The organism is Embleya sp. NPDC025285, from assembly GCF_055558835.1.
The window spans coordinates 145,459-159,388 of sequence record NZ_JBVHLU010000013.1 but is presented as its reverse complement, the minus strand read 5'-3'; the positions used below and the strand labels follow the sequence as shown (position 1 = coordinate 159,388).

The following is a 13,930-nucleotide window of genomic DNA, read 5'->3' as shown; positions in this document are numbered from 1 at the left end:
TCGCCCTCGACGAACTGACCGCCGACGTCCTGCGCCAGACCCGCCCGGCGGCCGAACGGGCGGGCGTACGAGTCGACGCGAACCTGGCCGGCGGCGTGGTCTCCGGCGACCCCCTGCTGCTGCGCCAGTTGGTCACCAACCTGGTCGAGAACGCGGTACGTCACAACCACCCGGGCGGCTTCGTCACGGTCGGCGTCTCGGCCGGCTCCCTCCGCGTCCGCAACACCGGCCCGGTCATCCCCGCCGACCGCATCCCCGAACTCTACGAACCCTTCCGCCGCTTCCGCCCCAACCGCACGGGCTCCGCCAAGGGCTCCGGCCTGGGCCTGTCCATAGTCCAAGCCATAGTCCACGCCCACGCAGCCCGCATAACCACCACCGCCAACCACCACGGCGGCCTCACCATAGCCATAACCCTCCCCAAAACACCCCACCCGACAACGGCCGCGCAGACGGTGTCCGGCCCCACTGTGGTCACCGAACACCCGGTGTCGTGGCGAGTGCGAAACCCGCACACCGACTGCGCGAACCGCGCGCGCCCCTCCGAGGCCGAGCCGACTCGGTCTCCATGAAACGCGCCGCAGTTCGCACCACCACCACCACCCGACGCATCCGGAGGTTGCCCATGGCCATGCCCCTGCTCCTGACCCGCCGCTTTGCGACCCCCGCCGGCCGCCCACGCCTGCTGCCGGACCACCACTACGATCCGGACTTGTGCGCCAACGTGGTCGCCGACGGCACCCTGCTCGTCCACGCAGCGGACGCGAACCTGGTTGCGGACTACACCTCCACCCAGGAGCCGTCCGGGCTCAAGGCAGACGACTGACACCCACCCGATCGTCGACTACGTCGGCATCAACCCTCACGACCTGCACCGCCCCGCCCACCAAACCCTGTTCACCACCCTCAACGCCCTGCGCGAGAACGGCCGCGCCATCGACGCGGTGACCGGGACGTTGCCGGCTGCACGGACGGTTGCCGGGCCCATGGCCGGGCCGGCGGTCGGCAACCCCCGTACCGGCAGGGCCCCGAGGGCTTCGACCCAGCGCTGGAGGACTGTGCCCCGGCCCATGAACACGATGCGCGCGCCGCGCGGCGTGAGGTACCGAGGAACTCGCCGGGCACCGGTCACGCCGGCGGGGTCAGTGCCGCCGCTCCGAAAGAGACGTCGAACCGATCGCACCAGATGGAGACGCTCGTGTAGCGGGCAAGGTCGAGGTCGGCGGGCAGGGTGTAGTTCTGGTTGCCCTTGTTGCCCTTGAGTTCGCCGAGGTTCACATGGGTGCCGTCGTCGAACACCCGCCAGCCGTCCTTGCCCGGCTTGACCGGTGCGTCGGTCAGCCACACCCGCAGGGCCGGTCCGTTGCTGGTGTCGAGATCCTCCAGACGCAAAATGCGCGAGCCGTCGGCGAGGCGCACGATCCGCGCACTGCCCGATGTGGCGTGTTCGTGGCTGATGAACTCACCGGTGGCGAGCGTGCCCGGCCCGGCGGGGGCAGCGGAGGTGACCGGAGCCGATGCGGTCGATCCGGCCGAGGACGCCGGCAGCCCGACCTGAACGGGCGGCGCCGCCGCGACCGGCGGCAGCGTCTCGTCGACCGTGTCGTCCACCCACAACTTCCACGGCTGGAACCAGTACAACCCGAACCCGACCGCGACCGCTCCCGCGATTAACAGCCCCGACACCCACGGCTTGGCCAACACCCGCAACACTCGCGTCATGGCTGATCCCCCGACGTTCGAAGTCCGACAGCGACACCGAACAGTCAAGCGGAGGAACCGACTCGCACGGAGCCCTCCACATCTTTCCGAACTCTTACGAACCCACCTCCCATGCGGCACTTCCGGCCGGCGGCTATCCCGGATGCACCGAGACGGACATCGCAAGGGTGAGCCATAGCCGAACCCTGAGTTCAGTTCCCGGCGAACCCTGGACGCCATTCTCGACACGACGTCGCCGGGGAGGACGGTGTGCCGCGTGAGCCTGCGCCGTGATCGGGTCCGCTCCGAACGGCCGCCAGTGACCTTTCCGGTGCTCACGAACAAGAGCGGGACGACACCGCACGACCGCGCGGGCAGAACACGAGGTCCGATTCCCGCCGGCGACGCGGTGCCTTCCTCGGCATGGTGACCTGAGCGCCGGCCTGGTGCCCGGCAGCCGTCATCACCTCGTTGCCGACCGGTGCGTCCCTCCCGGCCGGCCTCGGCTTGGGGAATTCTTGGCCGCACCGACGCGATGAAATATCGAAGCTCGGCCCCTGCTGCCGGGAACGTGCGGACCGACGTGAGTTGGGAGAGTCGTCATCATCGAGAATCTGGGAAGCGGTTGGCCGGCCCCACCGTATTACGTGGCAATTCTGAGCACCGTCCTGTCCGGAGAGGACTCGGAGAATTACACGCGATCCGAAGCGAGGATGCTCGAACTCGCGGAGAAACAACCGGGCTACCTGGGACGGGAGTCGGCCCGCACCGCCGACGGTCGCGACTTGACCCTCGTGTACTACGCGGACGAGGAGTCGCTGAAAGCCTGGCGTGACAATGCTGAGCACCGACACGCCCAGCGGCTGGGACGAGAGCGCTGGTACGCCTCCTACGAGGTGCGTGTCGCTCGGGTGGAGCGCAGTTACCGGTTCGAAGCCCCAGCCCCAGCCCCAGCCCCACCCGCAGCCCCGGCCCCGACCCCCGGCACCGTGGCGCGGCCCGCCCGCTCGTCCGGTGGGGAGGCGGAGGCGGATCGACCGGGCGCCGGGCGGCCGAACGGGACGTCGTAGCCCGGGAGTCGGAGCAGGATCCGGTTCGGCAGGGGGCCGGGGAATGATCGCGTCATGTCGGACTTGGTCGGGTGGGTACCGCGCGCTCGATGGTGGACGAACAGATCGTGGTGCTCGGCGACGAACGCGCCGGGCCGCGTCCGGGTCGGATGTCGGCAACCGTGCCGGGCACGGTGCACGCGACCCGGCCCGCGCCCCGGGTCCATCCGCCTCGCCGGCATCCGCCCCCGGGGCCCTCAATCATCGGGGGTGAGGCTCGGTCATAGGGATAGCGGTAGATCCGGCCACTTCGGGTGGCAACGTACGGATTTACGCCAAACCTCACCCGTGTATCCATACGGCTGCAGAGCTATGGGTGGGGTGCCTAGAGTGAACGTGCTTGACGTCGTATCGGTTGTTTCGTACCGAGACGCACCCATCGAGCCGGGGGGCTTGCGATGAGGGACAACGGTAGGCCGGTGCTGGGGTCGGAACCGTTTCAGGGGCCGCCGGCCCGGGCGATCCGGCGTGACGACGGTTCGTACGATGTGGACCGGCCCGATCCGGTCGCCGACGCCTACACCCTGGCCCGCCCGGCCGAGAACGGCGGTGGCGAGACCATCGAGCAGCACATGGACATCGCGTCGTCGACCCTGCCGAAGGGCGTCGACGCCAAGGACGCGGCGCGATACGCGGTCCTGGTCACAGACACGGACGACTGAGGGCGACAGCTCCGGGCAAGCCATCCGCCCCTGCGGCTCGGACCGCGACGATGCGGACGGCGGACCCCGACTGTCGCGCCGGCAGCGGATCGGGCGCATGCAGACGGGCCCGCGCCACCAGGACCGCAACTCGCCGAGTGAGAGGTGAAGACATGTACGCCTACCACCTGATCTACGACATCCCCACCACCAACCCCAGGCAATACCGGGTCCTGGTTGCCTGGAAGAACGTGTACGGGTCCCGCTTCGGCGGCAACCCCACCCAGCCCACCGTTCTGAACGGGTCGGGGCAACTCGTCATTCCCGGAGGCTCCGTCACCGCAGCCGACGTGATCACCGCGGGTCGGATCGAGTTCTTCGAGGAGACCGGCATCGACCTCAGGCAGGACGTCGTGCGTCAACAGATGAAGACCGTCGGCAACGCCTGGTCGCGCGTGCTGGACCAGCAGAACGGCGCCCACTGCGTCTACCAGGAGGTCCAGGACGTCGAGTTCGTCGAGAGGGCCTGCAACACCAACATCCAGGCGCAGGTCCCGCAGGACCAGGAACTCTATTCCGCGCGGGCCTACGACGCCTCGGGCGTCGGCCGACTCTTCGGCGCCGTTCCCTTGGCCGACCTCACCACCGGGTGGCGGGGCACCCAGTACAACACCCTCGACACCAACAGCCAGGCAGTGGCCAGGAGGAAGTCCCAAGCCCCGGGAGACTGGTACGTGACGGCGGTCCAGGGCCTGCAATTCGCACCCTAGCGCCGGGTTCCGCTTTGGGCGGTAGGTGGTGGTCGAACAGTCGGGGGACCCGGCCGATGGTGTGAGCGTGCGCTGCGGGGTTGAAGAGCGTTTCGTATTCGGCCGGGAGGACGTCTACGCGCTGGACGCCGCCACCGGTGCGGGCCCGGTGCGGATCACGCGCGTGGGTCGGGCGTGGGCGGGTCGGTCGGCGGTTCCGCGGATCCGTCCTCGCGGCCCGGGCGCGCCGGGTGTTCGTGACGCCGCCGCAGGTCGCCCGGGGTGGTGCCGTGCCAGCGGTGGACGGCGCGGCGCAGGGCACGCGCGTCGCTGAAGCGCGCGCGGGCCGCGATCGTTCGCATGGGGATGTCGCTGTCGCGGATGAGGTCCATGGCGAGTTCCACGCGCACCGCTTCCACTTCGTCGCGCCACGTGGTGCCGAGCTCGCCGAGTCGGCGTTGCAGCGTCCGCGGGCTGAGTGCCAACCGCCGGGCGATCGAGGCCAGGGACAGGTCGGGGTCGTGGAAGGTCGCGCGGAGCGTGATGCGGAAGGTGCCGTGCCAGTCGAGGACCGGCTTGGCCGATGCGATGGTCATGTCCGCGTGGCTGCGCAGGACATCCTGTAGGCCCGGCTGGGTTTGCGGCATCGGGGCGTGCGCGTCCTCGGCGAGGTAGGTGATCGAGTTGACCTGGGCGCCGAACTCGATGTTCCGGGTGCCCAGGAGATCGGTCAGCGGCCCGAGCGTGTTCGGCGGTCGGTGTCGGAAGGAGACGCGCACCGGGACGACGGGACGCCGCAGCCCCTCGGTTGCCCGGCGGTTGATCAACGGCAGGACGAACTGCTCGACGGCGGCGACCACATCGGGTTCGGCGGGGCCGGTGGAGTGCGTCACGGTGAACAGGCGGCCGTCGTCGGTCACGTGCAGCTTCTCCGTGCTCGGATCCCCGATGACCGTGACGTAGCCGCAGCCGGTGCGAAGCGATTCCGCGAGTGTCTCGCCGGATGTGAGCAGGTAGTCCCACACGCCGAAGGTACCCATCGGGGCCAGTTGCACGGCGTGCATGCCGGCGTGCACCGCGGGGCGTCCGAGGACGATCTGTTCCCACAGCAGGAGTGCGGTGGGTGTGGACACCCGAGCGAACTCGTCGGCCAGGACGGTGTCGCCGACGTCGGGTAGTCGTATCAGCCTGGCCGGATCCATCCCCGCCTGGCGCGCGGCGTCGACCATGAAGCGCCCCATGCGGGCGGAGACGGTTCCGTTGAGCACAGTGTCCGAGGCTAGATCACGATCGGTCCCGCGTCGATGGTGGCCGTCTCGTTGGCATGTGCCGTCCCTTCGGTGGCATGCCGGGTCCCTCGTCCGGTCGGGGTGGCGACCATACGGTCGAAGAGTCACAGAACGAGCCGCGGCGAACCGCGGTCGGCCCGCAACGGTGCCGCCCGACGGGACGTGCCGCGTACCTTCCCGAGCGAAACGGAACCCTGTTGTGAACGACCCCACCACGCGCATCGCGAAGCTCTTCGCGCGCTGCGAAAGCCTGCGCGGCACGTCGTACGACTCGACGCCGCCGTCGGCCCCGCGCGCCGACACGCACCGCACGGCCGGCGTGCGGTGAGCCGTTGTGCGAGCGGCCTGGTACGAGCGCCACGGTCCGGCCCGCGATGTCCTGATCCTCGGCGAGTTGCCGACACCGTTCCCCGCGCCGGGCGAGGTCCGGGTCCGGGTCGCCGTCTCCGCAGTGCATCGGTGCGACACCCGCAAGCGGCAGGGGACGCCGAAGTCGGTCATGCGGTTTCCCCGGGTCGTCCCCCACGACGACGGCGCGGGAGTCATCGACGCGGTGGGGCGGGGTGTCGACGCGCGCCGGCTGGGGGAGCGCGTCTGGGTCTACCTCGCGCAGTCCTACCGGCCGTTCGGCACCGCCGCCGAGTACACCGTTGTGCCCGACCAGCAGGCTGTTCCGCTGCCGGCGGGGATCCCGTTCGACCAGGCGGCGGGGTTGGGCAGGCCGGGCATCACCGGTCACCGGGCGATCCTCGGTGACGGGACGGTGACCGGGCAGACGGTCGTGGTCACCGGTGCGCTGGGCTCGGTCGGCCGCAGCTCCCTCGCGGTGGGCCGGCGCGCGGGGGCCACGGTGGTCGCGGCGGTGCGCCAGGGGGCCCAGGTCGCCCGGGCGTTGGCTGCGGGGGCGCATCACGCCGTCGACCTGACGTCCGGTCAGGTCGCCCGACGGATCCGCGAGTTGGCGCCGGACGGCGTCCACCGCGTCGCCGATTGCGCGTTCACCGACAACCTCGCGACGTGGTTGGAGACGCTCGCGTACGGCGGGACCATCGCGACCTATGCGAGCGGCCGCAGCCCGGCCCCGGTGCCGTTCCGGTTGCTTGCGGTCAAGAACGTCACCGTGCACTTCCTGGGCAACGACGATTTCCCGGACCACGCCAACCACGCCGCCGCGGTGGAGCTCACCGCCGCACTGTGCGCGGGGGACCTGTGCTTTCCCGACGTCCGGCGCTTCGCCCTCGACGACATCGTCCAGGCCCACGAGGCCGCCGAACACCCCGCGACCCGAGGCCGCGTCGTCGTCACACCGTAGGCGGCCATCCCCGGGAACAGATTTCCCATTCTAATGGGTAGAGACTACTGTGAGCATTAGGTAGGCTCTTTCCGATCGCCTCCACCCATCACCATCCGAGGAGCAAGGACGAGATGAGCACCATCAAGGCACTGCAGACCGGCCACGTCGGCCTCAACGTCACCGACCTCGACCGTTCCGTGTCGTTCTACAAAGCCGTGTTCGGGTTCGACGTCGCGGCCGAGGGCAAGGAGGCCGACCGCCGGTTCGCCTTCCTGGGCCGCGACGGGAAGCTGCTGGTCACCCTGTGGCAGCAGAGCGAGGGGGCGTTCCCGGCCGACCGGGCCGGCCTGCACCACCTGTCGTTCCAGGTCGAGACCATCGACGAGGTGAAGGCCGTCGAGCAGATCCTGCGCGGCCTCGACGCGCAGTTCGCGTACGACGGCGTGGTACCGCACGGCGAGAACGGCACGTCGGGCGGCATCTTCTTCACCGACCCGGACGGCATTCGTCTGGAGATCTACGCCCCGACCGGCGCCGACCCGTCCGACGCGCCCACCGAGGGCGCGCCGACCTGCGGCTTCTTCTAAACCCGCGCGGCGGTCGCGCCGCAACAGCCAACCGCAACACCGATTCGGGAGGAACGCCGTGGCAACCCATTACGAACCCGGAGAGATCGCCGTCCAAGAGCGCGCCGGTCTGACCCGTCAGGCATCACACGCGCTGGCCGGAATCGGCGACACGATCCCACCGGTCGCCGCGGCGTTCCTCGCCGACCAACCCGTGATCATCGTCGGCGGCACGGACCGCGAGGGACGCATCTGGGCGACGCAACTGACCGGCGCCCCGGGATTCCTGCGGGTTCCCCACCCGGGCACCCTGATCGTGGACGCGCTGCCGATCCCCGAGGACCCGCTGGCCGAACTGCTCTCCGGCCCGGCTCGGGTCGGCATGATCGCCATCGAGCCCGCGACCCGCCGTCGCATGCGGGTCAACGGGCACTCCACCCCGGCGGACGGCGGGCTGAGGGTCGACTTGGACCAGGTCATCGCCAACTGTCCCAAATACATCCAAAGGCGCGACGCCCGAATCGTCGACACCCCCGGCGGCGCGACACGCGCGCGTGCGGTCCGCCGGGGCACCGCGCTCACCACCGGGCAGCAGGACATCGTCCGCGCCACCGACACCTTCTTCGTCGCCACGTCCGATGGGTCCGGCAACGCGGACGCCTCGCACCGCGGCGGGAATCCGGGTTTCGTCCAAGTACTGTCGCCGACCCTGCTGCGCTGGCCCGACTACCTCGGCAACGCCATGTTCCTCACACTCGGCAACCTCGAATCCCACCCGGCCGCCGGCCTGTTCGTCCCCGGCTGGGACAACGGTTCGTCGCTGCACCTGTCCGGTACGGCACGCACCGTCTGGGACACGGACGAGATCGCCGCCGTCCCGGGCGCCCAGCGCCTCGTCGAGTTCACCGTGCACGACGTGGTCGAGATCGCCGATGCCGTGCGGCTGCGCTGGAGCGCCCCGGAGTACTCGCGTTTCAATCCCCCTGTCGCCTGACCCTGTAAGGGAGTTCGCCCATGCGTATCACCGTGGACATGACGGTGTGCGAGAGCCATGGCCAATGCGTCTTCGCCGCACCGGACGTGTTCGCCTTCGACGACGACGACTACCTCGTCTACGACGCGGAACCCCCCGCCGCCCTGGCCGAGCACGTCCGCACCGCCGCCTCGATGTGCCCGGTCCGCGCCATCACCATCACCGAGGACAGCGCATGAGGCGCATCGTGATCGTGGGCGCGTCACTGGCGGGCCTGCGCGCCGCACAGGCGCTGCGCGCCGAAGGGTTTCGCGGCACTCTGACCCTTGTCGGCGCCGAGCCCCATCTCCCCTACGACCGGCCGCCGTTGTCCAAGCGGCAACTGACCGATGCGGCGCGGCCCGAGGACGGCGACCTGCCGATCCCGCCCGACCTCGACGCGACCTGGCTGCTCGGCACCCCGGCCGAGGCCCTCGATCCGGTGGCCCGCACGGTCCGACTGGCCGACGGTCGCGAACTCGACTACGACGGACTGGTCATCGCCACCGGTGCCGCCGCTCGGACCCATCCGGCCGGCCACGTCCCCGACGGGGTCCACACCCTGCGCGGACGCGACGACGCGACGGCACTGCGGACCGAACTGCGTGCGGGCCGGCGGATCACCGTGGTCGGCGGCGGCTTCCTGGGCAGCGAGATCGCCGCGGCCGCCCGCGGTCGCGGGCTCGACGTCACCCTGGTGGTGTCGACCGCCCAGCCGTTGGCCCGCCTGGTGGGGGAGCAGGTCGGCGCCTACGTTGCCGAGTTGCACCGAGGCGCCGGAATCGCCCTGGTGACCCATCGGACCGCGCTGGGCTTCACCGGGAATCCCGCCCTGACCCAGGTCGTCCTCTCGGACGGCGACACCATCGACGGCGACCTCGCCGTCCTCGCCCTGGGCGCCGAGCCCAACACCGGGTGGCTCGCCGGATCGGGCCTGCTGGTGGCCGGGGGCGTGGCATGCGACCCGTGCCTGCGGGTGCTGCACGAAAACGGTGCGTCGCTGCCGAACGTGGTCGCGGCGGGCGACGTCGCGATGTGGCCGCACCCACTCGCCGACGGCGCGTCGATCGCGCTCGGCCACTGGAGCAACGCCGCCGAACAAGCCGCGGCGGCCGCGCGCACCCTGCTCCGCCGCGACGACGCCCGGCCGTTCACCGCGGTGCCGTCCTTCTGGTCCGACCTGCACGGGTCCACGCTGCGCGCCGTCGGCCTGCCGGCCCTCGCCGACGAGCACCGAGTCGCTCGGTACGACCTCCTCGGCCGCAAGCTGGAGGTCACGTACCACCGCGCGGGGCACCTCGTCGGCGCGGTGACGGTCGGCCGTCCCGGCCGACTCGCCGCGTACCGCCGCATCCTGACCGAAGAACTGCTCCAGGCAGCCTGAGCACGAGCCCTTCCCGGCCGACCGGCGCTCTCGGCACAGGCATACCGCCATGCTCCATGCCGATGCGCGGGGGTGCCCATCCGCCGGGCGGTCACGGTCACGGTCCTATGCCCGTGCCGTGGTTCCCGTTGCTCGCGGCGATGTCACCGACCGGCCGCGTGTTCACGGACCGGGGACGGCGCGTACCCCGTGTGGGTGGGCCGTTGCTCGGCCGAGGAGGTGGTCGGCGTCGTAGTGCTCGGGGAGCGGATGCCCACCCTGCTGCCATAGAAGGCCGACGTCCGAGCGGCCGGAGGGGGCGATGTACATCCGGCGAGGTGTCCCGTCGCCGCGGCGGCCCTCCGGTTGCGAGTGTGGGCATGGTCGGTCGGTCGGCCCGGAAGAACCGCTCCACCAACGACATGTGGTTGCCACCGGCGTGGGCGGCGACCGCCTCGATGTCGGCGGGTTCGGTGTCGAAGCCGCCCGACCGCTCGACCACCGAGCGGGCCAGGCTCCATGAGGCGAGGGAGGGTTCGTCCGACGGACGTCCGCTTCGTGCCGCGGTTCGGCGGATGGCGCAGCGGGTGGCGAGTGCGCGGAGTCCGGGTGGGGTGCGTGCGCCGAAGGGGAGGCCGGGTCCGAGCCCGGCATCGCGTCGGGTCCGTGTGTCGGGTGCGTTGTCGGGGCGGCCGGTTAGTGTGCGCGGCCGGCAGCGGTGTGCGGACTGCGGCACCTGGGCCTGATGAACAGCCCGACCCAGAACGACATCGCCGCCGCCGTCGCCGGCGCGCCCGTACTCGCTCGACTGACCTCCCTCGACCTGTCGATGGGAACTCTCGACGACACCGGCGTCCAGGCCCTGCTCGACGGACAACCCCTCACCCACCTGCGGTCACTGTCCCTACGCCACCACTACATCGGCGACACCATGCAACAACGGCTGAGCGAGCACCTGGAACCCGCGGGCGTCGCGGTCGACCTGTCCGATCCCCGGGAACGCACGGTTTGGACCGACCCCGTGGAACACCACGAGCGGAGCGTCCTGAACGGCGAGGACGGTCGGTACATCGAAGTCTCGGAGTAGACCCGCCCGGATCCCACCCGACCACCGCGAGGTCGCGCGTCTTGTACCCCGTCCACCGACGCCCCGACGCCCCGACGCGTTCGCACGCGTGGTTCGGCGGCGCCAGGTGAAGGGGCCTGTTCCCTGAACCGAGGTTCTGTGGCCGACGCTTGAGCGCGGCCGGCATCGTGCGGCTTCGGGACCCGCGGCGCAACTCCCCTGGCACATCGGCGAGACCGGACCTGGCTCACCGACATCTCGTCCGCCGCGACCGTCGGGCGAATCACCCGACGACGCGGTCACTCAACGCGACCGCTTGCGCACCGCGCGGCCGTCCGGCCCGACTCCGCCGGGCCGCATCGCGTCGACGACGGACCACTCCGTGTCCCTCTTGCGCCGCGGGCGCGGGCCGCGCGTCCCTTCCCTGCCTCCGAATCCACGATCGGTGGCGCACGTCACACGACGGCGCTGTCACAGGCACCGGAACGGCGGTGTCTCAAGGGGCAGCAAGGCGCGGGCGAAAGATCCACATCGCGCGCGACACACGAGGGAGGACGACGTCATGTCCCGAGAGCGCGGGAGACGGGAGAGGTAGACCTCGCATGAGTGCCGAAAAATCGACGATCAACGTCGGCAAGAACGGCGAAGCCGCCCACGGTTCCATTCCGGACAACAGGGCCGTGCGCGCCGCCGATGCCCTCGACGCGAGACTGGGTCTGTACCGCGGCGGCGGCAAGTACATCCGAAAAGTCTTCCCGGACCACTGGTCCTTCATGCTGGGGGAGGTCGCGCTCTACAGCTTCGTCACGTTGCTGTTGTCCGGCGTGTTCCTGACGTTCTTCTTCCAGCCGAGCGCGCAGGAGGTCGTCTACGACGGCTCCTACATGCCGTTGCAGGGCGTGCACATGTCGCAGGCGTACGCCTCGACCCTGGACATCAGCTTCGACGTCCGCGGCGGCCTGATGGTCCGTCAGATCCATCACTGGGCCGCGCTGGTCTTCATCGCGGCGTTGTTCGTGCACATGTTCCGGCACTTCTTCACCGGTTCGTTCCGCAAACCGCGCGACGTCAACTGGCTGTTCGGCTTCCTCCTGCTGGTGCTGGCGATGCTCAACGGCTTCGCCGGCTACTCGCTGCCGGACGATCTGCTCTCCGGTACGGGACTGCGCGTCGCGGACGGCGTCGTTCTGGCGATCCCCGTGGTCGGCACCTATCTCCAGTTCTTCCTCTTCGGCGGTGAGTTCCCCGGCGACGACGCCATCCCACGGCTGTTCACGCTGCACGTGCTGCTGGTGCCCGCCCTCATGGTGGCGCTGGTGACCATCCACCTCATCCTCGTCTTCTACCACAAGCACACCCAGTTCCCCGGTCCCGGACGTACCGAAGGCAACGTCGTGGGGCAGCCGTTCATGCCGGTCTACGTCGCCAAGGCAGGCGGCTTCTTCTTCATCGTCTTCGGCGTCATGGCGCTGCTCGGCGGCCTGGTCCAGATCAACCCCATCTGGTCGTACGGGCCGTACAACCCGGGGCAGATCACCGCGGGATCCCAACCCGACTGGTACATCGGGTTCCTCGAGGGCGCCCTGCGCATCATGCCGAACTGGGAATGGACCGCGTGGGGCCACACGGTCAGTTTCAACATCCTGATTCCCGCCGTCATCGTCCCCGGCGTGCTCTTCGTCCTCCTGGGTGCGTACCCCTGGATCGAAGCGTGGATCACCGGCGACAAACGTGAACACCATCTGTTGGACCGGCCGCGGAACATGCCGGTCCGTACCGGGCTCGGCGCCGCCTGGATCGCCGCCTATGGCGTGCTGTGGGTGTGCGGCAGCAACGACATCATCGCCACACACTTCCATCTGTCTATCAACACGATCACCTGGACGGGACGGATCGCCTTCTTCGTCGCACCGGTGCTCACGTACAACGTCACCGTTCGCTGGTGCAAGGGCCTGCAACGCCGCGACCGCGACAAGGTCCTGCACGGACGCGAGACCGGTGTCATCAAGAAGCTCCCGCACGGCGAGTTCATCGAGATTCACGAGCCGCTGGACGCCGCAGCGCGACACGTCCTCACCGCCCACGAACAGTACGAGCCCATCGAACTCGATCCGCCCGCGGACGAGAACGGCGTGATCCGCCGGGCGAAACCGACCCAGCGGCTGCGCGCGCGCCTGTCCCACTGGTACTTCGCGGATCAGATCCGCAAGCCATCAGCCGCGCAGGGCCTGGCCGGAGTCGGTGCGCCGCACGGCCACGGAGAGATTTCCGCCGAGCACGGGTCCGGGTCCGGGTCCGACCAGTGACCCCGGAACCGGGAGAAACCCGCATGCGCCCGACGCCACAGCTCGCCCGTACACGCGACGATGTGCCCGCCCACCGTCCGAATTCCGACCTGCTGCTGATCCGGGCCGTGCACGACGCGCTGCGCCGAGACCTGCACCGTCTCGTCATCCGGTCGCTCATGTGTCCTCCGGTGGTCTCGCCGGGCTGGAACAGGTTCCTGCGCCACCTGACCACCACTCTCGACGCCGATGCCGCCGTGCTCTGGCCCGTTCTTCGCAAGCGGCAGCTTCCCGGCCCCCACCACGAGCTCGTCGCCGCCGAAATGGAGCGCCGGCGTCGCCGTATCACCCTGCTCGCGGCGACCGTCGACGACTGCCTGACCGGTCGTGGGCCGGCGAGCCGCACGGCCGAATACATGGCCGACCTGGACACGGCACTGACGGGTTACCTCGACTACGAGCAGGCAGTCGTCCTGCCGCTCGCCGCGAACGTCATCACCGCAGGCGAGTGGGCGGACCTGGACGCCGCCCAACGCCACCCCCTCGGAGTCACCAGCGGAGTGGCGCTGTGCGCCTGGCTCATCGACGACATGCCGCCCGACCGACAGCAGGCAATCCGCAAGCTGTTCCCTCCCGCGGTGCGGCTGGCTCACCGGTGGGTCGGAGACCGTCACAGGCGCCGCACTCGCCTGGCAGGACTTCGTTACGCGTCGTCCGACGTGCCCGACGGGAGCATGTTGTAGGCGCGGACATGCGGCGGATTCGGGCCTGCGGGCGGGGCGGAGTTCGCGGCGGGTGTGTGTTCTCGTCGGTGCGGCGTGGAACGGGCCCTCACCTCGTACTGCGGCATCTCCT

The 13,930-nt window shown here is 70.0% G+C and carries 16 protein-coding genes; 14 read left to right on the top strand and 2 right to left on the bottom strand.

Annotation, left to right across the window (positions count from 1 at the left end; translation table 11 throughout):
* On the top strand, positions 1-572 hold a 572-nt coding region (locus ACZ4FV_RS11670; protein ID WP_465322553.1), incomplete at its 5' end, for a sensor histidine kinase.
* 53 nt (positions 573-625) lie between these two features.
* Entirely contained in the window at positions 626-826 is a 201-nt protein-coding gene (locus tag ACZ4FV_RS11665; protein WP_465322552.1) for a hypothetical protein, read from the top strand.
* A 302-nt stretch (positions 827-1,128) separates the two neighbouring features.
* Here the strand turns inward: ACZ4FV_RS11665 and ACZ4FV_RS11660 are convergent, their stop codons facing one another.
* Complete coding sequence (locus ACZ4FV_RS11660; RefSeq protein WP_465322551.1) at positions 1,129-1,722, bottom strand: DM13 domain-containing protein; 594 nt, start codon at positions 1,720-1,722, stop codon at positions 1,129-1,131.
* 626 nt (positions 1,723-2,348) lie between these two features.
* Here ACZ4FV_RS11660 and ACZ4FV_RS11655 point away from each other — a divergent pair.
* The 3 genes from ACZ4FV_RS11655 to ACZ4FV_RS11645 all read left to right on the top strand — a co-directional run bounded on the left by ACZ4FV_RS11655 (position 2,349) and on the right by ACZ4FV_RS11645 (position 4,221).
* The gene (locus tag ACZ4FV_RS11655) at positions 2,349-2,771 is read left to right on the top strand and encodes an antibiotic biosynthesis monooxygenase family protein (protein WP_402235326.1); all 423 of its coding nucleotides are present in this window, start codon (positions 2,349-2,351) and stop codon (positions 2,769-2,771) included.
* Positions 2,772-3,208: 437 nt separating this feature from the next.
* Positions 3,209-3,472: a hypothetical protein gene (locus ACZ4FV_RS11650; protein WP_402235329.1), complete on the top strand. Its 264-nt coding sequence runs from the start codon at positions 3,209-3,211 to the stop codon at positions 3,470-3,472.
* A 152-nt stretch (positions 3,473-3,624) separates the two neighbouring features.
* Positions 3,625-4,221: a hypothetical protein gene (locus ACZ4FV_RS11645; RefSeq protein ID WP_395868859.1), complete on the top strand. Its 597-nt coding sequence runs from the start codon at positions 3,625-3,627 to the stop codon at positions 4,219-4,221.
* A gap of 155 nt (positions 4,222-4,376) precedes the next feature.
* Here the strand turns inward: ACZ4FV_RS11645 and ACZ4FV_RS11640 are convergent, their stop codons facing one another.
* Entirely contained in the window at positions 4,377-5,468 is a 1,092-nt protein-coding gene (locus tag ACZ4FV_RS11640) for an AraC family transcriptional regulator ligand-binding domain-containing protein (RefSeq protein ID WP_465322550.1), read from the bottom strand.
* 220 nt (positions 5,469-5,688) lie between these two features.
* On the opposite strand from ACZ4FV_RS11640, the gene ACZ4FV_RS11635 reads away from it, so the two are divergent.
* The 9 genes from ACZ4FV_RS11635 (at position 5,689) to ACZ4FV_RS11595 (ending at position 13,818) form a co-directional block, all read left to right on the top strand.
* The gene (locus ACZ4FV_RS11635; RefSeq protein ID WP_395868855.1) at positions 5,689-5,817 is read left to right on the top strand and encodes a hypothetical protein; all 129 of its coding nucleotides are present in this window, start codon (positions 5,689-5,691) and stop codon (positions 5,815-5,817) included.
* A gap of 6 nt (positions 5,818-5,823) precedes the next feature.
* Positions 5,824-6,801: a zinc-binding dehydrogenase gene (locus tag ACZ4FV_RS11630; protein WP_395868853.1), complete on the top strand. Its 978-nt coding sequence runs from the start codon at positions 5,824-5,826 to the stop codon at positions 6,799-6,801.
* A 113-nt stretch (positions 6,802-6,914) separates the two neighbouring features.
* Positions 6,915-7,370 carry a VOC family protein gene (locus ACZ4FV_RS11625; RefSeq protein WP_395868851.1) on the top strand — a complete coding sequence of 152 codons (456 nt, stop codon included), beginning with the start codon at positions 6,915-6,917 and terminating at the stop codon, positions 7,368-7,370.
* Between the two features lie 58 nt (positions 7,371-7,428).
* Positions 7,429-8,343, top strand: a complete 915-nt coding sequence (locus tag ACZ4FV_RS11620) for a pyridoxamine 5'-phosphate oxidase family protein (RefSeq protein ID WP_402235334.1) — start codon at positions 7,429-7,431, stop codon at positions 8,341-8,343.
* Between the two features lie 20 nt (positions 8,344-8,363).
* A complete protein-coding gene (locus tag ACZ4FV_RS11615; protein ID WP_465322549.1) occupies positions 8,364-8,561 on the top strand; it encodes a ferredoxin in 198 nt (65 codons plus the stop codon).
* Positions 8,558-9,745, top strand: coding sequence for an NAD(P)/FAD-dependent oxidoreductase (locus ACZ4FV_RS11610; RefSeq protein WP_465322548.1), 1,188 nt, complete (start codon positions 8,558-8,560; stop codon positions 9,743-9,745). The genes ACZ4FV_RS11615 and ACZ4FV_RS11610 overlap by 4 nt, the downstream gene beginning before the upstream one ends.
* Before the next feature lie 724 nt (positions 9,746-10,469).
* Positions 10,470-10,811, top strand: a complete 342-nt coding sequence (locus ACZ4FV_RS11605; RefSeq protein ID WP_395868843.1) for a hypothetical protein — start codon at positions 10,470-10,472, stop codon at positions 10,809-10,811.
* Positions 10,812-11,392: 581 nt separating this feature from the next.
* A complete protein-coding gene (gene qcrB / locus ACZ4FV_RS11600) occupies positions 11,393-13,096 on the top strand; it encodes a cytochrome bc1 complex cytochrome b subunit (RefSeq protein WP_395868841.1) in 1,704 nt (567 codons plus the stop codon).
* Between the two features lie 23 nt (positions 13,097-13,119).
* On the top strand, positions 13,120-13,818 hold the full coding sequence (locus tag ACZ4FV_RS11595; RefSeq protein ID WP_402235343.1) for a hypothetical protein: 699 nt from the start codon (positions 13,120-13,122) through the stop codon (positions 13,816-13,818).
* Positions 13,819-13,930: the final 112 nt, after the last annotated feature.